This is a genomic window from Rhodococcus sp. NPDC078407, from assembly GCF_044542515.1.
Classification (GTDB): domain Bacteria; phylum Actinomycetota; class Actinomycetes; order Mycobacteriales; family Mycobacteriaceae; genus Rhodococcoides.
Genome location: NZ_JBITUQ010000015.1, coordinates 103,387 through 130,011, shown reverse-complemented (window position 1 = coordinate 130,011; position 26,625 = coordinate 103,387). Strand labels below are relative to the sequence as shown.

Below are 26,625 nucleotides of genomic sequence, written 5' to 3'. Positions count from 1 at the left end.
GCGGGCAGCTGATACATCGAATGCTTCACCAAATAAATTCGGCACTGACATTCATCGACACACTGTTGAGTTCTCAAAGAACACGCACACACCATGGTCACCGTGTGAACGGCAACGTCCGGGGCTTACACGCTCGAACCCCAGACATGGCTGATAACCTTTGCCTTGCCTGGGTGGTCAGGACTTACCTCGTACAACCTCGTTGTCCCAGTCCGTGAAGACCGGGTCGGTGTCCGTGTCGCTCTGACTCGACAAAAGTTACGCGAAGACCAACGCTTACGCAAATCGCCTGCTCAGATGTAATTTTCGTGTGAACATCTAGGTCGAGCGTGCAGTCAGACGATCGCGACGGCGTCGATCTCGACCAACATCTCTTCTCTCGGCAGCCCGGCGAAGACAGTCGTTCGGCTCGGGAGCACATCACCTGAAGTGTGCGCGGACACGAACGCGCCGTAAGCGTCGTTCATCATCGGAAAGTCCTCACGCTTCGTCAGGTACACGCGCAGCATGACGACGTCGTCGAACGTCGCACCGCCGGCCTCCACAATGGCCTTCACGTTTTCGAGAGTGCGGGTGGTCTGCGCGGCGACGTCGCCAGAGTGCAAATAATGGCCGGTAGCGGGATCTACCGGACCCTGTCCTGACACCTGCAAGAACGAGCCCTTTCGCACTCCTTGGGAGAACGTATGGGCGGGTGCCGGGGCACCGGTGGTACGAATTTCGATCTTGTCGCTCATTGCTTACCTTTCATCGAAGTCCTGTGGGTTGTCATACGGTCCTGGGCGTTCTTGACCGTGCAACACGTCCGCCGACCACACGAAGACGGCAGCAGATGATGCGCTGCGCCAATCGCAACGATAAATTCGGTGTACCCAGTAAGGAGCCAGCCAACGTGATCGACGTAGATGCCGTCGCGGGATTGAGTCGTCGAATCCTCGGACCAGAGTACAAATCTCTTCCCCCACGGTCGTGGGGACACACGGGCGAGAGCTTTCTCGCGACGTCTCCACTACTTTCCGAATTCACGACTCCGGTTCTCACCCTCGATCGTGCGCGGTTGGCAAGGAACATTGCAGTCATGGCCGACTGGACGGAACGCGCGGGGATGCTGCTTGCTCCCCACGGCAAGACATCGATGGCCCCTCAACTGTGGAAGCAACAACTCGATGCCGGAAGTTGGGCAATCACCCTCGCGACGGGGTGGCAGGTTCAGGTGGCGCGCGCGTTCGCGGTCGAACGAATCTTGCTCGCCAACGCCGAAATCGACCCCGTCGCATTGACGTGGATTGCTGCCGAACTGGATTCGCATCCCACCTTCGAGTTCTACTGTTGGGCAGACAGTGTCGCCACCGTGCGCGAGATGGACCGCATTCTGGCAACACTCGGTGAGCGACCCATTTCGGTGATCGTCGAACTCGGTGGCCCGCGCGGTCGAACCGGTGCGCGCACGATCGATGAAGCAATCTCGGTGGCGTGCGCGATTGCGGAGTCGTCACGCCTCACCTTGGCCGGAGTGGGTGGCTACGAGGGCGCGCTGAGTCACGACCGCTCCGACGCCGGTCTCGACGCTGTGCGCACTTACCTCGGCGATGTCGCCGCCTTGCACCGAACCCTCGATGGTCGAAACCTCTACGGCGAGCACGCCATAGTGACCGCGGGCGGTAGTGCCTACCAGGATCTCGTTGTCGAACAACTGCAATCGCTGACCACAGAATGCACGGTTCGTACCGACGTCGTGCTGCGCTCGGGCGCGTACGTCGCGCACGACGACGGATTCTATTCACACATTTCCCCGCTCACTTCCGCCCACACCGATGCTCCCCTATCGGCGGCAATGCACGGATGGGCTCGCACGGTCTCGCGCCCCGAACCAGGACTGGCGTTGCTCGACGCAGGCAAACGCGACTTCCCCTTCGACGAGGGAATGCCTGTCGCCCAACATGTCAGGGGGACCGAGATTCTCGACTCGGAAGCCGAAGTCACCGCACTGAACGACCAACATGCGTTCCTCCGACTGCCGGCCGAGAACGCGGCGGCATTACCCGTCGGATCGGTGGTGCGGTTGGGCTTGTCGCACCCCTGCACCGCCTTCGACAAGTGGCGTCTCATTCCCGTGATCGACGACGCGGACAGCCACGATCCACGAGTGGTCGATCTCGTTCACACTTTCTTCTGAGGAGCTGAACCCCTCACCCCGACAACCTCTTCGAGGTCACTGGCACGGTCGAGTGCCCAGGCGGCTCAATCGTGCCACTGCGTCCGCACCTGGTCGCCCACGAAATGGGTGTTCTCGGCCGACATCTCCCGGCTGCCCGATCGGCCGACGAGATCGTCGATCCGGTCGTCGAGACTATGGGCACGGACCATGGCGTCGGACGTGCGCGCCTCGCCTTCGGATGACTCGACCAGATTCGCGAGGCGAACCAATGCGGCCACTCGGCCGGTCAATTGCCTCCACACCACTTCGAGTGCATTACGGCGTGATTCGACCTGCGCGGCTGTCTCTTCGTCGACCATCGTCTCGCCGATGCGGCGCAGCTCGGTTGCGACCGCGCGCAGCGACGTGGCGTCGACCGAAATCTCGACGAGCTCTGCGAACAGGTCGAGTTGATTGCGCTGAATTTCGAAAAAGGTGGACTGCCACGCCGGCGAACGACGCACCCGATCGAACGACCTGCCTGCAAGAAACAGCAGGGTGTCGTACCGATCGACGAATCGGTCGTCCTTCCGATCGACGAACTGGTCCACCACACCGGTCGCCCATTCGACTCGGTCTCCCACCGGAGTTCGGCGCGCAAGCACGCTCGCCCGGTCGGTGGCCGCGTCCAGCAACGACAGTCCCCGTTCTGCGACGACACCGAGCTTCAGGGGTGCCGGCGTCCTGGTCAACGCGTCGAAGACGGCGTCACGCTGATCGAGGTCCAGGTGCACGCCCTCTCGGCGTTCTTTCCGTGCCGCGCGTACGCCAGTGGCGTAGTGCCGATTCGACATCACCACGGTGGTGCGCAGGTGGTTGATGCGCTTGGTCAACTCCGCGACTCGCACTCGGTATACAAGCGCCGACCCGGGCTTGCCCGCGGTGTCCTTCGCGCGCCATCTATCGCGCTCGTCCACCAGATTTCGTAACGAACCGAAGCCGCCGACGGAGGGAAGGGTGCGACCGGCGCGCCATCGACCGATGAGCACGCCTCTGGTCGACTCGTCCACCCGGCCGGCTGCGATGGCAATGGCAGCTGCGTCGGACAGCGGCTCCGAGTGTCCGAGAAGCCTGCATTCGGCGCAGCGGGTGTGAACCTCGTCGTCGAATCGGGCGCGCTGCTCGGCCGACCCACTGCCATCGAACTCGGACATTGCAATCTCCTCGGTCCCGCCGAACGCCGCAGTTCCCATCGAGGGACCGCGTGCCACGAGTGTTCCAGAAGTTCAGATCAGGCCGCGCAACGATTGCTCGGTCTGCGGCTTCTTCTCTGCGAGAATCGTGCGAGCCGTATCGAGCCCTTCCCAGACGTTCCACATGAGCACACCTCGAACAACGGACTGGTCGTCGAGGTAGTAGACGACGCCTTCCTTGCCTACCGACTTCCAGTCCTCGATGGTGCTCATCGATGCGGAGATACTGCCGATCGCCTGGTAGCCGTCGTCGTAGACGTCCGAGTAGAAGTAGGGAGTGTAGGCGTACGGCTCGGCAGCACCGGCCATGTTGCGTCCGGCCGCCTTTCCCATTTCGGTTGCGTTGTCCACGTGTTCGATCCGTCTACGCCCGAGGATCGCATCGGGGTAGTTGGCCACGTCGCCGGCGGCATAGACACGCTCGTCTTCGGTCTTCAACAGTTCGTCGACGACGATGCCGTCGTCCACGGTCAGTCCGGCTGCGTCGGCCAAGTCGGTATTGGGTCGCACCCCGAGCCCGAACACGACACCGTCCGCTTCCACCGACGAACCGTCGTCGAGTTGTAGCTGTACGCGAGCCGACGCCTCCGCACCCGAGGTCACCTTCGTCCGTCGACGGACCGTCACGCCGTGATCGGCGAACCCCTTGTCGAAGACAGCGGCCAGGCTCGGCGGGAACATGTGCCCGCCGACCACCTCGTCGGATGTCACCAACGTGACCTTCACACCCTGCAGGGACAAGGCCGACGCGATCTCGGTACCGATGTAGCCGCCTCCGACCACCGCGATGTGATCTGCAGTTTTCGTCAATTCGCGCAAAGCCCGGTAGTCGGCGAATGTGCGGAAGTACACCACCCGTGGGCTGGGGGCCAGCTCGATCTGCGTCGGCTCGGCTCCCGTTGCAAGCAGCAGGGTCCCGTACCCGTGGCTTTCTCCCGATTCCGTCGTCACGGTCGAATTGGACCGGTCGATGGCAGTTACCCGGGTTCCGGTATGCACCTGCGCGCCGGTGTCCGAGGCCGTGTCGAGCGGGACTTGATCACGACCGAACTCGGGGTCGGTCCACAACTTCTTCGACAGCGCGGGGCGGGTGTACGGCTCATCGGAGTCCGCTCCGAAAATTCCGATGGAGCTCGTGGTGTCTCGCTCGCGGATCCCCCGTGCTGCGCTGTCGGCAACCATGCCACCGCCGATGATCAGGTAGTCGTACTGCATCGTTCGCTCCTCGAAGGTCGCTGTGATTCGAGAGGAGGACTACCCGGAACGACGCAGTGACAATCCCACGGTCGGGCAGCAGAAATATCTGCAGGTCGAGGGGAACCGACCGGACTGTATCGAGCATCACACCGCCAGGAGGTTGGCCCAGGCCACCCGAGTGGGCATGTTGGAACGGGCGACGAAACATCGTTTTAACTCGAGACGGGCTGTAACGGTTCTGTCCGGCCGAACGACTCACACCTCAGGACGCGAACAAAAGGAGACGATGTGACTGTTCAGATCGATTCGCTGGCAATCGGCACCGATACCGCCGATCTTGCTACCGCCGACGTCGACCGGCTCTTCGACGAAGTTACGACGCTCGACGCCACCATCCTCGATGCCATCGAGCGACGCACTCGGTTGGCACGCACCCTTGCAGCGTCGACTGCCGACGCCACCGCGTCGGACGACGCAGCGGACTCTTTCGCTGATCTGGGCAACGACGGCCACGTGTTCTCGCGGATGCTGTCTCGCCTCGCACAGATCGCCCGCTGACCCCTCACACCCCTTGGGCTTCGCAGTCCGCGACCCCGTCGAGCATGTGCTCGGCGGGGTCTCGTCATGTCAGGTGTAGGTACCCGGTGAATTTCTGCGGCGACAGCTGTCAGTAGAAGCAAGGGCCGTCGTTCGACGGTCTCACGCAGCTGGTTCCCACAGAGAAGGTGCACCCATGTCCCGCATGCTGTTCGCCAACATGCCCGTTCGCGATGTCGTCGCCACCCGTTCGTTCTTCGAGAAGCTCGGGTTCGAATTCAATGATGTCTTCAGCGACGAGAACACCGCCTCCATGATCGTCAGCGATCAGGCGACCGTGATGTTTCTGGCCACCTCGCGTTTCGAGGACTTCATCTCCGACTCGATCTGCGACACGAGTTCGGCTCGCGAGGTCCTGATGTGTATTTCCGCCGCCAGCCGCGACGAGGTGGATTCGCTCACCGACGCCGCGATCGCAGCGGGTGGGTCGTCCTGGATGAAGCCCCAGGACCACGGGTTCATGTACGGCCGGGCATTTCGAGATCTCGACAACCACGTCTGGGAAGTCATGTGGATGGATCCGTCAGCCGTACCGGAGAGCTGACGGACACGTTCCTAGAGGCGGTCGGGCAAACCGAATCGATCGAACAAAGTCAGATCGAAGAAGCAGGCCACGTGCCCGACCCCTCTGGCGTCGACGTCGAGAACATGCAGCTGGAAGGGTCGGTGCACACCGTCCTCGCCCAACATGTAGAGCCCGTAGGCGGGTTGACCGTTGGCCGATGTGCCCACCATCCGCATATCACCCGCTCCGTTCGCGGGGCAATTGTTGCGAATGAGTGAGCCGATTGTCTCGGCACCCTGGTACCACCCGACGAACGGCGGCATCTCCCACACCGCGTCCGAGGTGAACAGCGTGACCAAACGGTCGATGTCGTAGTTCTCGAAACACTCCACGTATTGCGTCAGCAGTTCCTGCAGCTGGGCTGATTCGATGGGCTCGACGTCGTCCAGTTCCGGCGCGATCTCGTCGAGGCGCTCGCGGGCACGCTGCAGCAAGCTGTTGACCGCGGTCGTCGTCGTAGCGAGAACCTCGGCGACCTCGGAGGCTTTCCACTGCAGCACTTCGCGCATGAGCAGCACCGCGCGCTGCCGCGACGACAGATGCTGCAGCGACGCGACGAAGGCGAGCCGGACGGACTCCTTCGCCACCACGATCGTGGCCGGATCGCACGTGTCGGCCAGTTCCGAATCGGCAATCGGTTCGAGCCACGGAACCTCGTTGTTCTGAACGAGTTCGTCGGTGGGGCCCGAACTCGGCGCTCCCAAGCCGGTGGGAAGCGGACGCTTCGACCGACCGTCCAGCGCAGTGAGACAAGTGTTGGTGGCAATTCGATACAACCAGGTTCTCAGTGACGAGCGACCCTCGTATTTCGAGTACCCCCGCCATGCGCGAATGTACGTTTCCTGCAACAGATCCTCGGCATCGTGAATCGATCCGGTCATGCGGTAACAGTGCGCCAGCAGCTCTCGACGAAATGGATCGAACTGTGCGAGAAAGTCATCCTGCTGCACGGAAGCCACGGTCATGCCGCACAGCCTAGACCGGAGACAGACGCTCCACAGCTCGATCGAAGTGTGGAGAATGGATTGCCACCTCTCTGCGTTAACCTCGGCATCGTGACATCGGCAACGAGCATCGACGACTTGGTCGAAGAGCTGTACCTGCACCGCCGTCGGGCATGGGAAGCGGCACTCGTCACCGCGCAGAACTTTCTCGAAACCATCGCCGACGAGATCCTCGAGGACGTCGATCGAGATCGCCTGAATGCGCAAACGGCGCGCATCAAGGATCCAGGACGATCCGCTGACAAACTGCGCCGGTATGTCGCCGAGGGCCGGACCACCGAACCGACCGACGCGGATGCCGTCGCCGAAGCCCTTCCCGATCTCGTCGGCGTCAAGGTGCTCTGCAAGACCCCGCGTGATCAACTGACGTTCGTCGCTGCGCTCGAGCGTGCGTGCAACGACCCGGAGTGTTCGGTTCGGTTCGCGCAACCACCCACCGATTACGTCGCCTTTCCCAAGCCCAGCGGCTACCGCGCCTACCACGCGGTGCTGGTCGTTCGAGTCGCCACGCATCAGGGCGATCTCGATGTGAAAGTCGAAGTCCAGGTCAAGACACGCTTGCAGGACGCGTGGGGCGAACTGACTCACGAGGACATGTACAAGCCCGGTGAGGCACTCAAGCCCACCAAGAAGCACACCGACTACGCCGCGCACATGGCCCACCTGCTCGACCAGGTGGACGCGATGGCAGACGATCTCGCGGCGCAGCTCGACTCGTTGACTGCTGCCTCCAAGGACGGCAGCGTCCTTGCTGCCGATCCGATCCCCAAGGACCCGGACTTCATTCGCGCCCGGGTCACGCGCACCGGCCCCCGATACGCCCTTGCAGTCGGTCCGGACGGACGCCGAGGTCTGGTGCCCGCTCGATCGGTCAAGGCTGTCATCGGCTCTACCGACAGGATTGCCGTCGACGACTACCTGGAGGTGGGCGACTACATCGACGTAGTCGTCGAAGATTCGGAGGACGCTCTGTACTACCACCTCACCTCGCAACCACCGCGTCGTAAACCGGCGAAGAAGCGAAAGCGCTGACCGGCAAGAGGGTCGACGGTATCGAGGTGCTGCACCGCAGCTCGGGCAGTCCCTACTAGGGTCGACACGTTCGACCCTCACACGTCACGGACAGTGACGACGGCAAGTGCAAGGCAGGTACAGGACATCGACGCTGCAACCGGCGATCTCGGCACCACCAGGACCGCACCCAAGCGGTCACCGTGGAATCGAAAGAACCCCTATCGCGCACAGCTTCTGAGTAACCAGCGCCTGTCCGGTCCCACGTCGGCCAAGGAAGTGCGGCACGTCGAGATCGCGCTCGGTGACAGCGGGATCGCCTACCAAGCCGGGGATGGTTTCGCCGTCAGACCCGTCAACGACGCGGCATTGGTCTCGGCCGTCGTCGACCGTCTCGGAGTCCCGGCGGACACAGCCGTGCACACCAAGTCCGGTGAGATCACGCTAGCGCAGGCACTGACGACGGAATACGAGATCGGAATCCCGTCGATGGATCTGATCGAGTCCGTGGCCGAACGCGCGGGCGACGCCGAACTCGATCACATCCTGCAGAACGGCGACCGAGCGTCGTTCGATGCCTGGACGTGGGGTCGCGACGTGGTCGATGTCCTCGATCTCGATCGAACTCGCGCACTCGACCCCGCCGAATTTCTCGGTTTACTGCGTCCGCTGCAACATCGCGTCTACTCGATCTCGTCGTCGCCGATCGCCCACGAAGGCACCGTCCATCTGACGGTGTCCACCGTCCGATATCGGTCGGCCGAGCGCGACCGCGGCGGTGTCTGCTCGACGTACCTCGCCGATCGAATCGGCAACGGCCACGAGGCAGGTGTGTTCCTGTCGCCCAACAAGTCCTTCCGTCTGCCTGCCGACGACACCCCGATCATCATGATCGGGCCGGGAACCGGAGTGGCACCGTTTCGAGCATTCCTGCACGAGCGGCGCGCGCGTGGGGCCACCGGAGACAACTGGCTGTTCTTCGGGGATCAGCATCGGTCGAGCGACTTTCTCTACGAGGACGAGCTCGTCGATTTCGAGCGCAACGGTCTGCTCACTCGACTCGATCTGGCGTTCTCCCGCGATCAGCACGAGAAGATCTACGTTCAGCACCGCATGCTCGAGGCAGGCAAGCAGCTGTACGGCTGGCTCGAGGCAGGCGCGCACTTCTATGTCTGCGGTGACGCGGCGCGGATGTCCAAAGGCGTCGACGAGGCACTGCACGAGATCGTCGCCGAGCACGGCGACCGCTCCCCCGATGCCGCCGAGGACTACGTCAACGAACTCAAGCAATCCAAGCGATACCTGCGGGACGTGTACTGACGCTCGCGTTCTTGTCGGACCCCCTCGCTACCGTCTGAACCCACAGGCATCAGTTCTCGTCCGAGAAGAGGGTTCGCACCGTGAACGCACTGCAGAACGGCCATTTCGACTCCACCACCGCGCTCGCGTGGGCCACGTTCACCAGCAATCTGCACGCGTGCCTCCGGTCGCTGCCGAGTCAGGACTACATCACGGTCACGGCTGCTCAAGCCAGTCCCGGCGAGCGCGGCTTGCGGCCGTACATCGATGTGGCATCGACCGACACCGGAGTGCTGGTCAGCGTTGCTGCCGTTCCGTCGCTGCTGTACCCGCACGCTCCGGACACGGCGGTGATGGATGTTCGATTGGCAGAATTCGGTTGGCTGAATCTCGGTAAGCCGGTCGCCGACGGATCGATCATCGATCTCACTCGAACCGACGTGCGAACCGATGCGGCGCTCGTTGCCGAGCTGATCACGTCCGCCTTCCGCGAGATCTGGAACGTGCCCCACCCCTCGTTCCTCAGCGCCTGGGGCGTCGCAGCCGACGGGCTGTCATCCGGTCCGGTGGACCTGCAGCGGGGACTGCTCCCCCAATCCACCGCGACCGAAGACTCCTCGGAGACGCCTCCCAACGTCCCTGCCGAGCTGCGCTCGCTGCAGGCCCTGTGCCAGTTGGTCGGTCGCCGTGTCGACGCCCACACCGTCACATCCGTGTGTATCGACAGTGATCTGGACGATCTGAAGGCTCGTGCCGTGACCCTGCACCGCTCGGCGGCCGGCCGGGCCCGTCGCTCCGTCGGGTCAGGTCGGGACGATTCGGCGGCGGTGTGGTCGAATCTGGCCCGGACGTGGCTTTCGGTCGTACGCAGCATCGATGCCGCACTGCATGCGACCCGGCACGCGTGCAGCTGAGCTACGCTACCGAATCTTTCGACGCAGACCGCTCGCCCGCAACACCTGTCGCTCGACGCCCGCGCGAATGGCATCCTCGGTGCCGATCACCCGCACATGGTTACGTGCGCGAGTGATGGCCGTGTACAGCAACTCTCGGGTCAGCAAGGTCGAAGCCTCGGCAGGGAGAAGCACCGAGACGGTGTCGTATTGACTGCCCTGGCTGCGGTGGATCGTCATCGCGTACACCGTGTGAACCGACGAGAGCACGTTCGGGTGAATCAGCACATGGCCACGCCCTCGTGCGAACGCTGCCATCGGGGTCCCGTCGTCTCCCGACACCACAACGCCTGTGTCGCCGTTGTAGATTCGCGCTTCGTGATCGTTCGCCGTCACCAACAACGGCTGACCGGGGTACCACAGTGCTGGATCGAAAAACGTTCCACTGCTCTCTCCCACCCACTCCATCGCCTGGCGATCCCACCGCGCGACGCCCCATCGACCTTCACGGTGCGCGCACAGCAGGCGATGCTTCTCCAGACCGAGTAGTGCACCGGTGGCATCCCCCGCAGCTGCGGCGGCGGTGACCTCGGCTGCGGTATGGATCACGTCGGACCGCAACGCATCCACATCCTCGGGCCCGTGGAAAGAAATCTGTTCTGCGCCGGACTCGAGCAGCGCCATCACGTCGTCGCCCCGCCCGTCTCGCACGGCTACGGCCAGCCGGGCGATGGCCCCGCCGAACCGTCGGCCTCGGCTGAGCCGAACGACGCCGCCGCGCAGCCGGTCTCGCTCGAACGGACTCAGGGCGGACTCCTCCGGGTCCTCGGCGGCGGTGAAATCCTCGTCGACGAGTTGCGTCAACACCGGGTTCTCGCTGCCGGTGACAGGCCGCGCCACGAGGTCCGCCAGCACCGCACCTGCATCCACGGACGTCAACTGGTCCGGGTCACCGACGAGGATCAAACGTGATTCGGGGCGAACCGCTTCGAGCAGTCGACACATCATCGTCAACGACACCATCGAGGTTTCGTCCACGACGATCACGTCGTAGGGCAGGCGATTCTCGGAGTCGTGCCGGAACCTCGTCTTACTCCCGGGCTTCCAGCCGAGAAGTCGGTGCAGTGTCATGGCCTTCAGGTCTGCAGGCAGTCCGAGGAGCGCCGCTTGTTCGGATACCGATTCCTGCAGTCGGGCGGCGGCTTTGCCGGTGGGCGCGGCCAAGCCGATGCGCAGATCGCTTCCGTGTTCACGGACGAGCAGCGCCAGAATTCGAGCCACCGTATGGGTTTTGCCGGTTCCCGGTCCACCTGCGATCACTGTGGTCCAGTGCGTTGCCGCCAGGGCCGCGGCTATCCGCTGTCGATCGGGGGCAACAGTGGGTACACCCGATTCGTCGACGAACAGTTCGGCAAGAGCGGCCCCGATTCCGGCGGCGTGAGCGGCTGGATGGGACTGCGACCGCTGCTCGAGCGTGTCACGAACCAGGCTCTCCTGCAGGTGATATCGGTCCAGATACAGCAGTTCGCCGTCATCGGTGTCGACGAGTTTCAGCGGCGTCAACGGCCCGTTCGAGCTACCGACGACCAGCGGACTGACCCTCAGCGCACCGAGGACCTCTGTGAGATCCGGCCACGGTAGCGCGGCCGGGTCCACCTCGGAATCCTCGTCGACCGTCACATCACGCAGCCGTCGCAAATCCAGGCACACCGACCCCGAACGCACAGCGCGCACCGTCAACGCAGCGGCCAGCAGCACCTGCTGCGAGGACTCCCCGGCCAGCGCACCCAGACGCAATGCAACGTGCACGTCGGCAGCCGTGAGCACACCGGCATCGTTGAACGTTCGCAGAAGGCCGTCCCCGCGCAATGCGGTCGTCACGCTGGTCATCGCGTCACCTTTCCGGCGAGCAGATCCGACAGCTCGACCACCAGCGCTGCGGACGGGTTCCAGTCGAATACGCCGCAGCCGGCCGGAGTCTGTGGCCCCACCATGCCTCGCACGAACAGGTATCGAATCCCGCCGAGGTGTTTCTGCGGGTCGTATCCCGGTTGACGCCACCGCAGATACCTGTGCAGCGCAACGGCATACAGGATGGCCTGCAGGGGATAGTGCGAGCGCATCATCTCCTGAGCCATCTTCTCGCGGGTGAAGTTGCCTGTCGTCAGGTCGCCTCGGGCGAGCCTGTTGGTCTTGTAATCCACCACGACGTAGCGCGATCCGGGCACTCGTAGAACCGAGTCGATGCTTCCGGTGAGGAAGCCGCGCAGCGGTGTTCCCTCTATACCGGCAAGCAGATCAGGATAGGAAGCAAGCGGATCGTCCACCTCGAGGTGCCGACGCATCAGCTGCGCAACAGCTTTCAGGGTGACCGTCGCTGCCACCGGATCGTCGCCGCCGGCCAGAGGAAGCTCGAAGTCCAGCTCTGCCAGATGGTCGGAGGGCGCGATGTCGGCAAGAGTCCCGAATCCCAGCGGCGTGTGCATCACCGGCAGAAGGGCTGCGGCCAACTCTGTCGGATCGACCTCGGCCATGCGCGACGCGACCGCCGCGCTGCAGCGAAGCTCGAGTTCGGCGAGCAAGTCGGGTGCCGAGGTGTCGACGTGTTCGAGCGCCTCGTGCACGAGCGTTCCGAATGCGGCCCCCGCCGGCATACCGTTCATCGGGGACGCGATGCCCTCCAACCGCGGATCCTCGGGGTAGTCACTGCTGGAAGGGGGTTCGGCCGGCTCGTCGGTCTTCTCGGGATGCTCGGCTTCGCTCGTCACCCCTACCTCCGGTTGAGCCGGTGCCGCGTCGTAGGCGTGAGCGGTCAACGCGGAGTAAGACGTTCGACGCCACAGCAGATCGAGAGTTCGATCGAATCTCGCGGCGGCAACGTCGACGAGAGGTTCGTCGGGCCGAATCCATGGCCGCGTGGACGGTGCACCGGGGCCCACCGGTTCGATGGAGATGATGTCGGCGGCGGAACCGACCCAGGATTGGAGCCGGTTCTCGGTGGTCGCATCGTCGAGCACCTTGTACGATGGCTCCGGCTGGGGAATCCCGGGAATACGCCCGAACAGCATGCGATGCAGTGAGGACGTCGTGGTGTTGCGGCCCGGTGCCCACCACAGCACCATCTGGCTCTCGGCTCGGGTGAGGCCGACGTACAGCAGCCGCAAGTCCTCGCCCGCTTCCTCCTGATCGTTGATCATCTTTCTGGCCGCGTAGCCGACCCCGGACGGGCCGCCGACGTCCCGAATTCGATCGCCGTTCTCGTGCAGCAACAGTGTCGACGGCTTGCTGAAATACATAGCGTCCCAGGCGTACGGCAGGTAGACGATGGGGAATTCCAGGCCCTTGCTGCTGTGTGTCGTCATGATCTGCACTGCGGCGGAATCACTGTCGAGTCGTCGGCTGCGGTCGCTCGCCCCACCGGCTGCCGGCTCCTTGATGCGGTCGGTCAACCAACGAGTGAGTGCGGTGATTCCGAACGACTCCGATACCGCTGCACGATTGAGCAATTGGGCGATGTGCCGCAGATCGGTCATGGTCCGTTCGCCTGCTTCGACCGCAAGCAGCCGGGCATCGAGTCCGGATTGGGCCGACACCCGCTCGAACACCGCGGCGAAGCCGGCCTCGTCGAAGAGCATCGAATACTCACGCAGTCGACTGCTGACCTGGGACAGGGCGTCCTCGGCTCCAGAGTCGAGCTGAACGGCAGTCCACCCGAGCAACGGTGTCAGGGCAGCAAGACGAACGCGGTCGGTGCGGTGCGGTTGCTCGATTGCCTGGAGCAGCCACAACCAGTGCCGGGCACTCTCGGTGCCGAACACACTGGTGCTGCTCGACACCACCGACGGAACGCCCACTGCGTCGAGTGCGTCTCTGATCAGCCCCACCTGCTTGGTGGTTCGGGTCAGCACGGCGACGTCCCGCGGTTCGATGACACGGGGGCCGTCCGGTCGGTCGATGGTGGCGTTGCCCGACAGCAGCTCGACGATGTCTGCCGCAACATCGGCCGCGACCTTGGAACGAAGTCGATCGACGGCCGGAAACCCCTGCCGCAGTGGACCTGCGCCGGTTCGAGGGAGATAGCGCAGCCGCAGCGGGGGGTGTCCGACCATCCGCGACGGTGGATTACGCGCTTCGACGCGGTGAACCACGATGTCGTCGTGTCCGAGTGCTGCGCCGCCATACAGATGATCCAGCGCGTCGAGCAGTCCGGAATCGCTTCGCCAGTTGGCGGTCAGCTCGGACAGATGGTCCGCAGATTCCACCGCGTCGAGGTAGCTGAGCACTTCGGCTCCGCGGAACGCATAGATCGCCTGTTTCGGATCACCGACCAGGATGAGCGTCGTCCAACCGTGAAAAGCCCTCCGCAGAATGTCCCATTGCATCGGATCGGTGTCTTGGAACTCGTCGATCAATACGACGCGGAAGCGGTCTCGCACTCGCACGCAGGCGGCCTCGCCGTGCACCGGGTCGGACAACACCGAATGCAGTAGTCCCAGAAGATCGTTGTAGTCACGCACACCGAGCAGGCGTTTGCGACGTTCGACCTCCCGGCGCGCTTCCCGGGCGAACCGTACGCGTAGAGCGGACTCGCGGTTGTCACCGTCGAGGTCGTCGGTGTCGGGATACAGAATCGACTGTGGGTCACCCACGGCCGCCGACGCCAACTGCTGAGCATCCCGCCTGCTGAATGCCGGTGCCTCGTCGTCTCCGCTGAACATCTGGAGGTACAAATCGTCCACGACCTGCTCGAGCAGATCGGACACCGATTCCACGAATGTCGATTCGGGTTCGCGCTCGCCCGCGATGCCGAGCCCGTCGAGCATGCGCTGACAGAAGCTGTGGGTGGTGACGATCGTACCGGCATCGAAGTCCGACAACGCTTTCCGCAATCTCTTTCGGCGGCGGTCTACCTCTTCGTCGTCGGCCGAGGCCAGAAACGCCACCAACGGATCTGCTGCTGCACGCGCGGCCGCCGGGTCGACGAGGTGCCCAGCGATCGAGGCGAACCTGCTGCGGGTGCGATCGCGAAGTTCCTGGGTCGCGGCCCGGCTGAACGTGACCAGAAGCAGGTCCGAGATCTCGGCGATGCCCTCGGCGATGTAACGCGCGGCCAATCCGACGATCGCATATGTCTTGCCGGTACCGGCGCTGGCTTGGAGCACGGTGGTTCCGGTAGGCATCGGACCGAGAAGATCGAATCCGTGAGTGACAGTCATGCATTCCCCATGTTCTCGGCCGTCAGCAGCGGATCCCAGAGCGTGCGAGCCAGAATTCCGAAGCGGCTCGTCTCGTTCGACGGTGAGGTCTCGTCGGCAAGTGGTGGCGCGGACAGCAGCGTCTGGAAAGACACAGCCGGGCCGTACACGTACCGCAGCGATCGATCGGTCCCGTCACCGAAGTCGCCTCGCCACGCCCAGGTGGCGGAGTCGTAGCCGTCATCGACGGACCCGCCGCCGAACCGCTTCTCCGCGTACGCCGCTGCAGTACCGGTCGATATCGGTAGCGGCGACGCCAATCCACGATCACGGAGATCCACCAGCTCACGGAGGGTGGCAGTGGGATCGTGCGGCGACGTCAGTCGAGATCGACGAGGCGGGCGAATGCCGCTCGCGCGTCCGATGGTCACGGCGCTCCACTCCCCCGGCTCGGATGCGGCCACGGCCAGCAACCGCACCCAGGCGGCCAATCGATGTTTGGGGGCCAGACGTGAATAGGAGGAACGTGCCAGAACGCGGCCGTGGAATCCTGTGACCGTACCCGTCAGGCGGCGTCCGCCACCGAGATCGACCGCGACGTCGGTGGTCTCGGCCGGGCCGGCGTGGAACGGCGCGGCGGCGTCGGCGATGATGCCGACGATCTGCCTGATGTCGGACATCTCGCGGCGGCCCTGATGAAACGGCGGCAGCGTGCCGCGTCTCCACTCGGCGTCGGCGAATTCACCGATTGCTCCGCCTGCCAGCACCGCGGCAAGCATCCGATCACCGATGTTCCACCGAGACAACGGATCCAGCTCGATGTCCAAACTGTCGGCGAGGTCGTCTTCGAGCTCGGGAACGCGAAAGCCCAACCGCTGCCGTAGAAATGCCTGAACGGGGTTCTCCACGAACGCGATCAGTTCGGCCAGTTCCACATCCCCTCGGTCTGCCGGCGGTAGCGCGTCCGGAAGAAAGGGGGGCACCGGGCGCGGGGGCCGTTGCTGCGACACTGCTCCAGCCAAAGCGACGGTGTCGAAGCTGAACGGCCGCTCGACTTCGAAGTTGTGGGGATCGAACGGCTGCAGCGGATGCCGACGTTCGACGCTTCCGCCCGCGGTGACGTCGAGTACGTCCATCAGTTCCCGCAGCGGGATTGCCGGCGGCTTGACCGAGCCGTCCACGGGGTCGGCTCCGGTGTAGAACAGCAACAGCTTTTCTTCGGCGGACATCACCGCGTCGAGCAGCAACTGCCGATCCTCGCTGCGCGTGTCTCGTTCCCCGAGGGCAGGGTCACGAGCGAGAATGTCGTCGCCGTCGATACTGCCGACTCGCGGGAACACCTCGTCGTCGAGTCCGAGGAGCACCACCACTCGGTGCGGTACCGATCGCATCGGAACCATGGTGCAGACGGTCAGTTCGCCGGTCCGGAAATTCGCTCGAGTGGGCCGGCCGGCCAACCTACCGGCCAGCATGGCGCGCACGTCCGCGAGACGTAGCTCGGCCGTGCCGCCGTGTTCGGTGGCGTCGGCGATCTCTCGATGTGCTTGTGCCAGTTGCCATTCATCGGCGATCGGTACGTCGGCGAGCAGGTCGAGGGCGCGGCCCAGTTGACGCGTCCAGTCGGTCACCGACGCCGGTCCGGCAAGAGCGCGCAGTACCGACGCGAGACGATCGACCAGTTCGGCGAAGCGGCCGGCGAGTGTGATGTCGTTGCTGTCCACATCGTCGAGAGGCAGGGCGAGGTCGAGATATTCGTTGCGAGTCTCGTCTGCGGCAACGCCCAGGAGGATACGGTCGAGAGCGGCCTTGAAGGTGTTCTGACGAAAACCGTTCAAGCCGAATGCTTCTCGCTGTCGTACCGTCAGGCCCCAACGAGCACCGGAGGCAGTCACCCATTCACGTAGCCGTTCGAGTTCGTCGTCGTCGAAGGCGAACTTCTCGCGAACCGGGCCGCTCGCGGCGAAGTCGAGGAGCTCACTCGCCGTCACTCGGCCCTCGGAGAATTCGAGAACGGTGGCAATGACGTCGAGTACGGGGTTGGTGCGGCGCAACCCTCGATCGGCGAGTCGCACCCGCAGTCGATGACCCGGATGCACCAGCGCCGCCTGCCCGAAATTCGCCCGAATCAACGGGGCATAGGTCTCGACATCCGGGCACATCACCAAGACGTCCCGGGGTTCGAGCGTCGGGTCGTCGGCAAAAAGATGCAGCAGCGACTCACGCAGAACCTCGACCTGCCGGGCGGGTCCGTGACAGGAATGAATCTGCACCGTGCCGTCAGCAGACGTCGTCGGTCCGTCGGTGTCGCGGGCGGGGGTGGGCAAAACGTCGGCGGCGATGTCCGATTGGATTCGGCCGAGCAGACTGTTCGCACTCTCGGGACCCCAGTGGTGGACGGACCGCGTTGCGACCGATCCGGCGATGGCCTGCAGTTCTCGCACGTCTCGCGAGAGACTGGCCAACAGCGGATGCTCGACGGACAGGGCGGACGCGTCGTCTCGTCGACGCGTCACAGAAGGAATGTCCTCGAGGGCGCTCCACATAGCCGGACTGGGATGCGGCACCCAGATGTGTACCTCGCGATGCTCGGAGAGCGCCCCGAGTACTTCGAGCTGGTCGGTCGTCAACCGGGTGGGACCGAACACCGACAATCGGTTCGGTAGCTCCACCGATTCCGGCGCATCCCGCAAGCGAGCGCACGTCTCGGGCAGCCGCTCGGCGGGGCTCGGACTGCCGATCCGCTCCCGCATCAGATTCCACACTCGTGGTTGCCACAGCAGATCGTCGTCCAGGTCGCCGCCGAGCCCGTCGGAGAATCGACCGGCGAACCAGTCTCGCAGCATCTGGGGGCGTTGAGACCCGTAGGCGCGGAACAGTTCTGCCACGTGCGACGCCGTGGACCAACGACGTCCCGCACGGTGATCCTCGATCCTGGCACCCAGGTGTTCGTCCAGCACAGCGGCCCACGGTTCGGTGCGGCACTCGTCGATGACGTTCAGCGCCGTCCAGAGCACCCGTCCCGTCGCCCAGGGATCGTCGTCCGGATCGATGCCGTCGACCGCACCGATGGCGTGCGAAACCAACCTCGCCGGACTCGGAAATTCGATGTTCGCGGCGATTCCGTCGCCATCGGTACCGCCGAGCGTGCTCGACAGTCGTTGCGTCAGCCACCGCTCGACGCCCTTGGCGGGCACCGACACGATCTCGGGAACGAATGGATCGTCCAGCGGCTCGGAAAGAATGTCTGCGAGTGCCGCCGCGAGTGTCCCGGCGCGTTCCGCGCGGTGGAGCGTCAACACCGTTGCGGTCCCCTGCCTGCTCGTATCGGTGCCCGATCTCGGACTGATGACGACCCTACTCGAGCCTCCGACAAGTTCTGCGCGATGAATCCGGACGCTGATCCCGGTCAGTATTCGCGAACCCGTGTCGACAAGAAGGAGAATGGAATGTTCACCCATGTAATGGCAGTGGTGGCGGTGCGCGAGATCGACTCGGCCTCCGACTGGTACGAGCGGCTGTTCGATCGGCCTGCAGACAACAATCCGATGCCGAGCCTGGTGGAGTGGCAGGTCGCCCTCACTGCATGGGTGCAGGTGACAGTCGATCCCGATCGAGCAGGGTCGTCGCAGTTCAACGTTGCCGTCGACGATCTGGAGTCGTTCGTCGACGACGCTCGTTCACGCGGCATCGTCTTCGGCAACATCGTCGAAGCGAACAAGGGGGTCAGACTTTCGACGGTCACCGATCCCGATGGCAATTCCATTACGGCAATCGGCGGCTTTCGAGAGCACTACTGACCGTCAACCCACCAACCGCCGCGTCAGGTTCGCGCTCTCGTGGGAGTACGCCACCAGCATGACGAGGTCGACGGACGGCCGCGCAGCTTTCACCGCCAGCACCTGTTGAGTGACTGCGTCGTGCATCGGCCATCCGAATGATCCGCCGGAGATCAGAGGAAACGCGATGGACGTCAGATTCATCGACGCTGCGAGAGCAAGACTGCGGGCGTAGCACGACCGCAGCAGTTCGGACCTGTCCTCGTGCCGGGAGTATCGCGGACCGACGGTGTGGATGACATAGTCGGCACGTAGCCGGCCTGCGGTGGTTGCGACGGCCGCGCCTACTGTGAGGCCGTACGGCAAGGTGGTTGCCCGCAGTGCCTTGCATTCCGCCAGGATGGTCGGCCCACCCGCTCGGTGGATAGCACCGTCCACGCCGCCGCCGCCGAGTAGTCGCGTGTTGGCGGCGTTGACGATCGCGCCGGCGGTCACATCCGTGATGTCACCCTGAACGATGTCGATGACGGTCATGAGAGCTCCTCTCGTGCAATGATGTTCGAGGTAATTCGATCGAGGTCGTCGGCACGGACACCGGGGTAGCCGTGAACGACGTCGCGCCACTCACTCGGCACCGCCGATGCTCCCCAGCGCGCTCCGAGAAGTCCGCCGGCAATGGCCGCTGTGGTGTCGGTGTCACCGCCCGCCCGTACGCATCTTTCGAGAGCGGCCGGCAGGGGCCGTTCTGCGTCGACACTGCGATGGATTGCCCACCACGCGGTCTGCAGCGCATGCACCACCCAGCCATTGTTGGGGAAGTCGGCAGGCTCGCCCACCTCTGCCTGACGAATCAGCGGCTGCCAGTAGTCCCGCACCTCGCGCGTCGCCTCGTCGAGGAACTCGGTGACGCCGTCGTAGGTACCGCGGCGAACTGCGTATCGAATAGCGTGACTCCACAACTGGCACGCCTCACGGGCGCGTGGATCGGCATGTGTGAGGTCGCTGATCCGCGCGGCCGCCGCTGTACAACCGGCCGCATCGCCTAGGTAGGCCAGCGCGACGGGCGCGGTACGCATGAGCGATCCGTTGCCACCGGTGCGTCCCGGCAACGAGGCCGCCGCCGCGGTCATGTCCGCGCCATCGCGTGTGAGCTGCGACAGCACGGCGCGGGTTTGGTTTCCCACGTCGGGAGGGTTCTGCGCGAACCAACCGCGAAAATTCTCGGCGATCTCGTCGACGTCTCCGCCGGTTTCCAATGCCCGAGCGACACACAGCGCCATCGAGGTGTCGTCGGTCCATTCCCCCGGAGCCCAGTGAAATTGGCCGCCGCCGATCATGTCGATCGCCGTGTCGGCAGAGGGATACCCGAACTCGTATCCCGCGCCCAAGGCGTCGCCCACTGCCGTTCCGAGGAGCACGCCCTTCGCTCGATCGCGCTGCACATCCGTCAACTGCATGCCAAACCCCTTAGATCGTTGTTGCGCTAACCATAGATCACATTCGCGCTAAGATGCAAGGCATGACATGGCGAGACCGAGATGGCAACGCGTTGACCGACTACCCCCGCCCCTCCGTGGCAGTCGATGTGGCGGTTTTGACCGTGCTCGAAAATCGATTGCACGTCGTGGTGGTGCCCACGGAACGAGGCCCAGCGCTTCCGGGCACGTTTCTGCGACCCGAGGAAAAGCTCGCCGACGCTGCAGACCGCGCGTTACGCACCAAAGCAGGCATCGTCGATCTCGAATTTCACCAGCTGAGAATGTTCGACGCCCCGCATCGGGACGACCGTGGATGGGTTCTGTCGATGGCCCACAGCGCTGCCGTTTCGGCCCGATCGCTGATGGCGACAACCGAATTCGCAACGATAGACAATGGCAGACCGTCGTCGCCGCTCGCCTTCGACCATGCCGAGATGGTGACCGAGGCCGTGCTCGAACTACGTGAACGCTACGCACGCGAGGTAGATCCCGCGCTGCTGATCGCCGAGGAGTTCACTCTCCTCGAACTGCGGGAGCTCTACGAGATCGTGTTCGATCGGCGGCTGCCGAAGGACACGTTCCGCCGCCATGTCCTGGCCTCACTGGAGGGGACGGGCACGACGACGACTGCGGGCGGCGGACGTCCCGCCGAGCTGTATCGGCGTCGGCCGAACCGGACGCTCCCGCCGTCCGCTGCGACGTTCCTGCTCGGCTGAGGGCATGGACCGGCGAAACCGGACATCCCAGCAGATAAGCTCGGGTCCATGGGATCGAAGCGGCCTGCCAACCGCGGACAGAAACGTGCAGAGAAGACCAAGGCCCGGCAACGGCGTCAGCAGTCCCGACCGGCTCCGACCGGAACCGACAGAGAACGCATCGCCGATCTGGTCGACGGGTTCGTCGAGTGGCTGGACGAGAGCGAGATGTCGGAACAATCGGAGGCCATCTCTCGGCTCGTCTCCTCGACGCTCACCCAGCTCGCCGGAGCCCGTCCCGGCTTCTCGCCCAGCGCATGGCAGCCTGCCGATGCGCACCTGCTGGTGGACGCCGCGGAACGCATCCTGCAGGAGGAGTCGGAGACGGCCGAGGATACCGCGGTCAATCTGGTGCTCACGTCACTGCAGTACCTGACCTTTCTCGACGAGACCGACCTGTGGGACGGCACTCCCGAGGATTTCGCGCACTGCATGGAGGACCTGTCGGACTTCCTCCAAGGTGACGAGCCCGACATGCTCGACGCCGACGACATCGACCTGCCCGACGTGTCACTGGCCCAAGAACTGTCGGCAATCTCGTCGTTGCCCCTGTTGCCGGCGTTGGACGACATCGTCGCGCGGGTCGCCGACGGCCTCGCTGTGTCCAGCGATGCACATCTGCTCGGCGCAGCAGGGTCGAGTCCATTCGACGCTACCGAGTCCGGTGACGGTATTGCTGCGATCGATTACTGGTCGACGGCCATCGCGACGGGATTGATTCGCATCGACGGCGACACCGCGAAGCCGGGCGACAACGCACATTCCCTGGCGGGTCGGAGCGCAGAAACCGTGCACGAGTTGGTCGCCGAGCACGTGCGCGTGCAGCTGTCCGGAGACGCCGACGACCCCGACGTGTCGCGGTCGCTGGCCAACACGTTCGCCGTGCAAACACTGCTTGCCGCCATGACCGACGAACTACCGATCGACAACCAGGGCGAGGATTACTCCGATCTCGAAGGCGAGGATTTGCGGACGGCACAGTTGATCGATCATCGCGTCCGATCGCTGATCGAACAGGGCATCCTTGTCAGGATCGAGGAAGTGTTGGCCGTGCCGCACGCACTGCGCCCGGCCGTGCTGGACGGCGTGGCCGAGGCGCTGCCCTTCGGTGCGATCGACGAGCTGCCGAAGGACGCCTCACTGCACGACTCGGCCGAGGACCCGGCGTAGTCGTGATCGCCCCCGCGAGCGCCGAGACCCTGTCGGTGGTCGCCGCTAGCGTGATCGAGTGCGCATCACGAGAGCGCAATCTGGGTAAGGAGCCGACATGAGCGATTCACTCGAGTTCGACTTCGACGTCGATGCCGCCTGGATGCAATTCCAGCGCGCGCTCGGTGACTACGTCAACGCGATGCACGACGGCGACGCGCTGGTGATCGAGTCGCGGTACGACACCACCGACGGCGTTCCCGACACCGCCGCGTGCGTGCAGTTCTATGCCTGGGATTTCGATATGGTTCGCTGCGAGATTCCCGCGAACGAACACCTGCACAGCAGCCGTGCCATCACCGGCGAGCAGCGAGAAGCTTTGAGTGCATTGGGTTTTCGCGTGTCCGTCGATTCCGAGCCGACGGCACCGCACGTGGATCGCAATCGGTCGTGGTCCGATGATCTGGCGAAGAAGACCGTCACGGTGTTCCGGGACATCTGGGGCCTGCCGCATCCGTCGTTCCTGAGCTCCCGCGCCACGGGTCGTTACGACGTTCCGAGTTTCGACCTCACGGCTACCGAGCCCGATATCACCGTGGTTCCACTGTGCGTGCAACCCAAGGGCAGAGAGCATCTCCAACAACTGGTCGATCGCGCTCTCGAGCCGTGGTTCGGGTTCCCGCCGGATCACGACCCGGACGGCGACATTCCGTTGCGGTTCGTGGGCGGCACCGCGTACGTCTCGGTCAAACCCACCGAACCGGTGGTCGAAATCAATTCCACGTTGGTTCATGCCGTGTCCGGCCGCACTCGCGCGGCAGAACTTCTGGTCGACCTCAACCTGCAATTGCCCGATGTGATGCTGCACTTGGTTCAGGACTGCATCGTCGCTCAGGTTCGAGTCAGTGGGTCACCCTTCGTCGCCGATCACCTGCTGTGGGCGGTGCGCATGCTCAGTCACGTATGGGAGCAGGTCGACGACAAGTTCGCCGAGGATTTCGGTGGTGCGCTCGGGGAGCCGACGCCGCCCCCGGTCGACGCGGACGACTTTCCCGACGGCCTACTCGAACTGGTCGACCTGCTGGCCGAGTCGGAAGACAATCCCCTCGATCTCCAGGCCGTTCTCGAGTGTTGCTCGTCCGATCGCGATGTCGCGGTCTCCTACCTGCGAATCAGCGCCGAGCAGGAGGCGTCGTGGCGCGGGATGGCGGTCGCGGCGGATCTGGGCGACGAGCACTGCGACGTCGATGAGGCGGATCGGGAAGCGGCCAACTGGGCCCGTGCCGTGGCTGCCCTGCGCGAAGTACTGCGCAGTACTCCTGAGCAGGTGACGCAGGTTGTGGATCCCTCGGCGATCCAACTGCAGCTGTTCGAGACCGACGAAGTGGCCGAGGTATCCGACGAGCGTTCGGACGAACAATAGGACGCTCACCGAGAAGGCCTCACCGACGCGCTTCCCTTTTGTGTTAACCCGGGTTACATTAACCCCATGTTCGCGCAACGTTTGGAGAAGCCATGACACTGACGACAGGTAATACGTCCGTTTCGGTAGACACCGACTCTGCGGACGACAAGCAGTACATCGAGACCCTCACCCTGCTGTCCGAGGGTTCGGTGCACAAGCACTTCGATCCCTACGTCGACATCGACTGGAAGTCCGAGAAGTTCGCGGTACCCGCGAACGACCCCCGCTGGGTGCTTCCGGCCAAGACCGACCCCATCGGCGGCCACGACTGGTACCGCGCACTGCCGCTCGATCGGCAAATCGAAATCGGCATGTGGCGTCAGGCCAACGTAGCCAAGGTCGGTCTGCAGTTCGAGAACATCCTGATCCGCGGCATGATGCAGTACGTGTTCTCGCTGCCCAACGGCTCGGCCGAGGCGCGCTACTGCACCCATGAATCCATCGAAGAGTGCAACCACACCCTGATGTTCCAGGAGATGGTCAACCGGGTCGATTCGGATGCCCCCGGCATGAGTCGGCCGATGAAAATGCTCTCGCCGTTCATCCCGCTGTTCGCCACATTGCTCCCCGAACTGTTCTTCGTCGGTGTTCTCGCCGGCGAAGAACCGATCGACCACATTCAGAAGTCGGTGTTGCGATCCGGCGACGAGATCCACCCGATCATGCAGAGCGTCATGGCTATCCACGTTGCCGAGGAAGCGCGCCACATCTCTTTCGCGCACCAATTGCTGCGTCGTCGAGTCCCCAAGATGTCCAAGGCCGGGCGGTTCCTGCTTTCACTCGCGTTCCCGATCACGATGCGCATTCTGTGCGACGTGATCGTCATTCCGCCGAAGAAGTTCTGGACCAAGTTCGACATCCCCAAGCAGGTCAAGAAGGACCTCTTCTGGGGCACGCCGGAATCTCAGCACGCCCTGCAGGATTACTTCGGCGATGTCCGCATGTTGGCCACCGACACCGGCATGATGAATCGCGCCGCCAAGTTGATGTGGAAACTGTGCGGAATCGACGGCAAGGCGTCACGCTTCCGCAGCGAGCCCGATCGCAGTTCGAGTCAGTTCGCCGCATAACCCTCTCGACACCCCACGCGCCAGTTATCCGTACAGCAGCGCCCGCCGTCAGGAACCCTCATGCCCCACGTCGTCACCCAGTCATGTTGCAGCGACGCGTCGTGCGTCTTCGCGTGCCCCGTCAACTGCATCCACCCCACCCCCGACGAGCCGGACTTCCTGACGGCGGAGATGCTGCACATCGATCCGCAGTCGTGCGTCGACTGCGGTGCGTGCGTCTCGGCGTGCCCGGTCGATGCCATTGTGCCGCAAGCGAAGTTGACCGAGGCGCAGCTGCCGTTCCTGACGATCAATGCTGATTTCTACAAGCAGGAACGTCCACCGCGGCCGATTCTGGCACCGGTCACGCCGGCCGCCTCGGTCTCGCGGGATCGTCAGCCGCTCAGAGTCGCGATCGTAGGATCCGGCCCGTCGGCCATGTATGCGGCAGACGAACTGCTGACGCAGCCGGGCGTGCAAGTCGACGTCTACGACAGACTTCCGCAACCACACGGCCTCGCTCGCCTCGGCGTCGCGCCCGACCACCAGAAGACGCGTCAAGTATCGCGCTTGTTCGAGACCATCTCCGCGCAAAAGGGATTCACCTATCACTTGGGTATGGAGGTCGGCAAGGACATCACCCATGACGATTTGATGGACACCCACCACGCAGTGATCTACGCAGTCGGCGCATCGTCGGACCGTGAACTTCGTATCCCCGGTGCCGAATTGCCGGGCCGCAGTTCGGCAACCGACTTCGTCGCCTGGTACAACGGCCACCCCGATCACGCGCACCGCATGTTCGATCTATCGCACGAGCGCGCCGTCATCATCGGCAACGGCAACGTGGCACTCGATGTCGCACGCATCCTGACCATGGACCCGGAAGAGCTCGCCCAGACCGACATCGCCCCCCATGCCTTGGATGCCCTGCGGCGCAGCTCCATTCGTGAGGTTGTCGTGGTCGGCCGCCGAGGCGTGGCCCAGTCTGCATTCACCGTCCCCGAGTTCGCCGGCTTGCTCACCGTCCCGGACATCGACCTGGCCATCGACAGCAGCGAACTCGCACTCGACCCGGTGACTGCCCGTCTCGCCGCTACCGACGACCTACCTCACGCTGTGGCTCAGAAGCTTCAACTCCTCCGCCACGTCGACGAGTCACCTGAGCACCGCGACGGCCGCAAACGAATAACACTGCGGTACCTTCTCTCCCCGACGCGAATCCTCGGCACTGATCGGGTGACGGGCGTCGAGTTCGAGCGAATGGGCCTGTCCGCGGACGGCGACGACGTAGTGCGCAGTACCCCGACAGGTGACATGGACTCGATCGACGCCGGCCTCGTCCTCACCTCCATCGGATACCGCGGTGTCGCGCTGCCCGGGGTTCCATTCGACGATCTCGCCGGCATCATTCCCAACACCGGCGGCCGGGTATTGCAGGAACCCGGTGGGCAGACCTCGATCGGCAGCTACGTCACCGGCTGGATCAAGCGCGGGCCCTCGGGATTCATCGGCACCAACAAGTCGTGCGCCCAGGAAACCGTCGGGCATCTGGTCGCCGACTTCAATGCCGGTCACCTCACGGATCCGCTGAAGTTGCCCGACGCTTGGCCGGCCGCGTCGAATCGAGGGCCGTTACGACGATCGCGAGAAATGCTGTCGACGCTGCGCCGGTCCTGACTGGTCGCCCTCTTGTTGGGATCAATGCGCCTTCCAGTCGCTCCGACCGCAACCAAGCCACATTCATCCAGGTGACGAGGGCCTCAGAACTCGAGAAGGCGGCGCGAGGTTGAACCGTCTAC

At 64.0% G+C, this 26,625-nt stretch carries 21 protein-coding genes; 12 read left to right on the top strand and 9 right to left on the bottom strand.

Annotated elements, in window-relative coordinates:
- Positions 1 to 335: 335 nt before the first annotated feature.
- Positions 336 to 737: a RidA family protein gene (locus ACIGGF_RS16530; protein WP_397522323.1), complete on the bottom strand. Its 402-nt coding sequence runs from the start codon at positions 735 to 737 to the stop codon at positions 336 to 338.
- A 98-nt stretch (positions 738 to 835) separates the two neighbouring features.
- On the opposite strand from ACIGGF_RS16530, the gene ACIGGF_RS16525 reads away from it, so the two are divergent.
- The gene (locus tag ACIGGF_RS16525; protein WP_397522328.1) at positions 836 to 2,176 is read left to right on the top strand and encodes an amino acid deaminase; all 1,341 of its coding nucleotides are present in this window, start codon (positions 836 to 838) and stop codon (positions 2,174 to 2,176) included.
- 65 nt (positions 2,177 to 2,241) lie between these two features.
- On the opposite strand, the gene ACIGGF_RS16520 is transcribed toward ACIGGF_RS16525, so the two are convergent.
- Both ACIGGF_RS16520 and ACIGGF_RS16515 read right to left on the bottom strand, forming a co-directional pair.
- Positions 2,242 to 3,351 (bottom strand): hypothetical protein, encoded by a 1,110-nt coding sequence (locus ACIGGF_RS16520; RefSeq protein ID WP_397522322.1) that lies wholly within the window; start codon positions 3,349 to 3,351, stop codon positions 2,242 to 2,244.
- Between the two features lie 72 nt (positions 3,352 to 3,423).
- A complete protein-coding gene (locus tag ACIGGF_RS16515; protein WP_397522321.1) occupies positions 3,424 to 4,605 on the bottom strand; it encodes an NAD(P)/FAD-dependent oxidoreductase in 1,182 nt (393 codons plus the stop codon).
- 270 nt (positions 4,606 to 4,875) lie between these two features.
- Between ACIGGF_RS16515 and ACIGGF_RS16510 the strand changes: the two genes are divergently transcribed.
- On the top strand, positions 4,876 to 5,145 hold the full coding sequence (locus tag ACIGGF_RS16510) for a hypothetical protein (RefSeq protein ID WP_397522320.1): 270 nt from the start codon (positions 4,876 to 4,878) through the stop codon (positions 5,143 to 5,145).
- Positions 5,146 to 5,320: 175 nt separating this feature from the next.
- Positions 5,321 to 5,728, top strand: a complete 408-nt coding sequence (locus ACIGGF_RS16505; protein WP_397522319.1) for a VOC family protein — start codon at positions 5,321 to 5,323, stop codon at positions 5,726 to 5,728.
- Positions 5,729 to 5,739: 11 nt separating this feature from the next.
- Here ACIGGF_RS16505 and ACIGGF_RS16500 read toward each other — a convergent pair whose 3' ends face one another.
- Positions 5,740 to 6,714 carry a sigma-70 family RNA polymerase sigma factor gene (locus ACIGGF_RS16500; RefSeq protein ID WP_397522318.1) on the bottom strand — a complete coding sequence of 325 codons (975 nt, stop codon included), beginning with the start codon at positions 6,712 to 6,714 and terminating at the stop codon, positions 5,740 to 5,742.
- Between the two features lie 90 nt (positions 6,715 to 6,804).
- Between ACIGGF_RS16500 and ACIGGF_RS16495 the strand changes: the two genes are divergently transcribed.
- The 3 genes from ACIGGF_RS16495 to ACIGGF_RS16485 all read left to right on the top strand — a co-directional run bounded on the left by ACIGGF_RS16495 (position 6,805) and on the right by ACIGGF_RS16485 (position 9,977).
- The gene (locus tag ACIGGF_RS16495) at positions 6,805 to 7,785 is read left to right on the top strand and encodes a GTP pyrophosphokinase family protein (protein ID WP_397522317.1); all 981 of its coding nucleotides are present in this window, start codon (positions 6,805 to 6,807) and stop codon (positions 7,783 to 7,785) included.
- A 93-nt stretch (positions 7,786 to 7,878) separates the two neighbouring features.
- On the top strand, positions 7,879 to 9,084 hold the full coding sequence (locus tag ACIGGF_RS16490) for a sulfite reductase subunit alpha (RefSeq protein ID WP_397522316.1): 1,206 nt from the start codon (positions 7,879 to 7,881) through the stop codon (positions 9,082 to 9,084).
- An 80-nt stretch (positions 9,085 to 9,164) separates the two neighbouring features.
- Positions 9,165 to 9,977, top strand: coding sequence for a TY-Chap domain-containing protein (locus ACIGGF_RS16485; protein ID WP_397522315.1), 813 nt, complete (start codon positions 9,165 to 9,167; stop codon positions 9,975 to 9,977).
- Positions 9,978 to 9,983: 6 nt separating this feature from the next.
- On the opposite strand, the gene recD is transcribed toward ACIGGF_RS16485, so the two are convergent.
- From recD to recC, 3 genes are read right to left on the bottom strand one after another with little or no spacing between them, the layout of a single operon-like run.
- Entirely contained in the window at positions 9,984 to 11,846 is a 1,863-nt protein-coding gene (recD, locus tag ACIGGF_RS16480; protein WP_397522314.1) for an exodeoxyribonuclease V subunit alpha, read from the bottom strand.
- Positions 11,843 to 15,172, bottom strand: a complete 3,330-nt coding sequence (locus tag ACIGGF_RS16475; RefSeq protein ID WP_397522313.1) for a UvrD-helicase domain-containing protein — start codon at positions 15,170 to 15,172, stop codon at positions 11,843 to 11,845. The genes recD and ACIGGF_RS16475 overlap by 4 nt, the downstream gene beginning before the upstream one ends.
- On the bottom strand, positions 15,169 to 18,450 hold the full coding sequence (gene recC, locus ACIGGF_RS16470) for an exodeoxyribonuclease V subunit gamma (RefSeq protein ID WP_397522312.1): 3,282 nt from the start codon (positions 18,448 to 18,450) through the stop codon (positions 15,169 to 15,171). Before recC ends, ACIGGF_RS16475 begins: the two co-directional genes overlap by 4 nt.
- Before the next feature lie 147 nt (positions 18,451 to 18,597).
- On the opposite strand from recC, the gene ACIGGF_RS16465 reads away from it, so the two are divergent.
- Positions 18,598 to 18,948, top strand: coding sequence for a VOC family protein (locus ACIGGF_RS16465; protein WP_397522311.1), 351 nt, complete (start codon positions 18,598 to 18,600; stop codon positions 18,946 to 18,948).
- Between the two features lie 3 nt (positions 18,949 to 18,951).
- Here the strand turns inward: ACIGGF_RS16465 and ACIGGF_RS16460 are convergent, their stop codons facing one another.
- Both ACIGGF_RS16460 and ACIGGF_RS16455 read right to left on the bottom strand, forming a co-directional pair.
- The gene (locus ACIGGF_RS16460) at positions 18,952 to 19,461 is read right to left on the bottom strand and encodes an O-acetyl-ADP-ribose deacetylase (RefSeq protein ID WP_397522310.1); all 510 of its coding nucleotides are present in this window, start codon (positions 19,459 to 19,461) and stop codon (positions 18,952 to 18,954) included.
- Positions 19,458 to 20,384 carry an ADP-ribosylglycohydrolase family protein gene (locus tag ACIGGF_RS16455; protein ID WP_397522309.1) on the bottom strand — a complete coding sequence of 309 codons (927 nt, stop codon included), beginning with the start codon at positions 20,382 to 20,384 and terminating at the stop codon, positions 19,458 to 19,460. Before ACIGGF_RS16455 ends, ACIGGF_RS16460 begins: the two co-directional genes overlap by 4 nt.
- 62 nt (positions 20,385 to 20,446) lie before the next feature.
- Between ACIGGF_RS16455 and ACIGGF_RS16450 the strand changes: the two genes are divergently transcribed.
- The 5 genes from ACIGGF_RS16450 to ACIGGF_RS16430 all read left to right on the top strand — a co-directional run bounded on the left by ACIGGF_RS16450 (position 20,447) and on the right by ACIGGF_RS16430 (position 26,503).
- Positions 20,447 to 21,121: an NrtR DNA-binding winged helix domain-containing protein gene (locus ACIGGF_RS16450; protein WP_397522308.1), complete on the top strand. Its 675-nt coding sequence runs from the start codon at positions 20,447 to 20,449 to the stop codon at positions 21,119 to 21,121.
- Between the two features lie 48 nt (positions 21,122 to 21,169).
- Positions 21,170 to 22,330 carry a hypothetical protein gene (locus ACIGGF_RS16445; protein WP_397522307.1) on the top strand — a complete coding sequence of 387 codons (1,161 nt, stop codon included), beginning with the start codon at positions 21,170 to 21,172 and terminating at the stop codon, positions 22,328 to 22,330.
- 97 nt (positions 22,331 to 22,427) lie between these two features.
- Positions 22,428 to 23,732, top strand: a complete 1,305-nt coding sequence (locus tag ACIGGF_RS16440) for a T3SS (YopN, CesT) and YbjN peptide-binding chaperone 1 (RefSeq protein ID WP_397522306.1) — start codon at positions 22,428 to 22,430, stop codon at positions 23,730 to 23,732.
- A gap of 92 nt (positions 23,733 to 23,824) precedes the next feature.
- A complete protein-coding gene (locus ACIGGF_RS16435; RefSeq protein WP_397522305.1) occupies positions 23,825 to 24,844 on the top strand; it encodes a diiron oxygenase in 1,020 nt (339 codons plus the stop codon).
- A gap of 60 nt (positions 24,845 to 24,904) precedes the next feature.
- Positions 24,905 to 26,503: an FAD-dependent oxidoreductase gene (locus ACIGGF_RS16430; protein WP_397522304.1), complete on the top strand. Its 1,599-nt coding sequence runs from the start codon at positions 24,905 to 24,907 to the stop codon at positions 26,501 to 26,503.
- Positions 26,504 to 26,625: the final 122 nt, after the last annotated feature.

What these genes read in the sequence shown, in the direction of transcription:
- ACIGGF_RS16460 (WP_397522310.1), bottom strand. Translation starts at nt 19,461, where the DNA reads ATGACCGTCATCGACATCGTTCAGGGTGACATCACGGATGTGACCGCC.
- ACIGGF_RS16440 (WP_397522306.1), top strand. Translation starts at nt 22,428, where the DNA reads ATGAGCGATTCACTCGAGTTCGACTTCGACGTCGATGCCGCCTGGATG.
- ACIGGF_RS16475 (WP_397522313.1), bottom strand. Translation starts at nt 15,172, where the DNA reads ATGACTGTCACTCACGGATTCGATCTTCTCGGTCCGATGCCTACCGGA.
- ACIGGF_RS16525 (WP_397522328.1), top strand. Translation starts at nt 836, where the DNA reads ATGCGCTGCGCCAATCGCAACGATAAATTCGGTGTACCCAGTAAGGAG.
- ACIGGF_RS16450 (WP_397522308.1), top strand. Translation starts at nt 20,447, where the DNA reads ATGACATGGCGAGACCGAGATGGCAACGCGTTGACCGACTACCCCCGC.
- ACIGGF_RS16430 (WP_397522304.1), top strand. Translation starts at nt 24,905, where the DNA reads ATGCCCCACGTCGTCACCCAGTCATGTTGCAGCGACGCGTCGTGCGTC.
- ACIGGF_RS16455 (WP_397522309.1), bottom strand. Translation starts at nt 20,384, where the DNA reads ATGCAGTTGACGGATGTGCAGCGCGATCGAGCGAAGGGCGTGCTCCTC.
- ACIGGF_RS16435 (WP_397522305.1), top strand. Translation starts at nt 23,825, where the DNA reads ATGACACTGACGACAGGTAATACGTCCGTTTCGGTAGACACCGACTCT.
- ACIGGF_RS16500 (WP_397522318.1), bottom strand. Translation starts at nt 6,714, where the DNA reads ATGACCGTGGCTTCCGTGCAGCAGGATGACTTTCTCGCACAGTTCGAT.
- ACIGGF_RS16465 (WP_397522311.1), top strand. Translation starts at nt 18,598, where the DNA reads ATGTTCACCCATGTAATGGCAGTGGTGGCGGTGCGCGAGATCGACTCG.
- ACIGGF_RS16505 (WP_397522319.1), top strand. Translation starts at nt 5,321, where the DNA reads ATGTCCCGCATGCTGTTCGCCAACATGCCCGTTCGCGATGTCGTCGCC.
- ACIGGF_RS16530 (WP_397522323.1), bottom strand. Translation starts at nt 737, where the DNA reads ATGAGCGACAAGATCGAAATTCGTACCACCGGTGCCCCGGCACCCGCC.
- ACIGGF_RS16445 (WP_397522307.1), top strand. Translation starts at nt 21,170, where the DNA reads ATGGGATCGAAGCGGCCTGCCAACCGCGGACAGAAACGTGCAGAGAAG.
- ACIGGF_RS16515 (WP_397522321.1), bottom strand. Translation starts at nt 4,605, where the DNA reads ATGCAGTACGACTACCTGATCATCGGCGGTGGCATGGTTGCCGACAGC.
- ACIGGF_RS16520 (WP_397522322.1), bottom strand. Translation starts at nt 3,351, where the DNA reads ATGTCCGAGTTCGATGGCAGTGGGTCGGCCGAGCAGCGCGCCCGATTC.
- recD (WP_397522314.1), bottom strand. Translation starts at nt 11,846, where the DNA reads ATGACCAGCGTGACGACCGCATTGCGCGGGGACGGCCTTCTGCGAACG.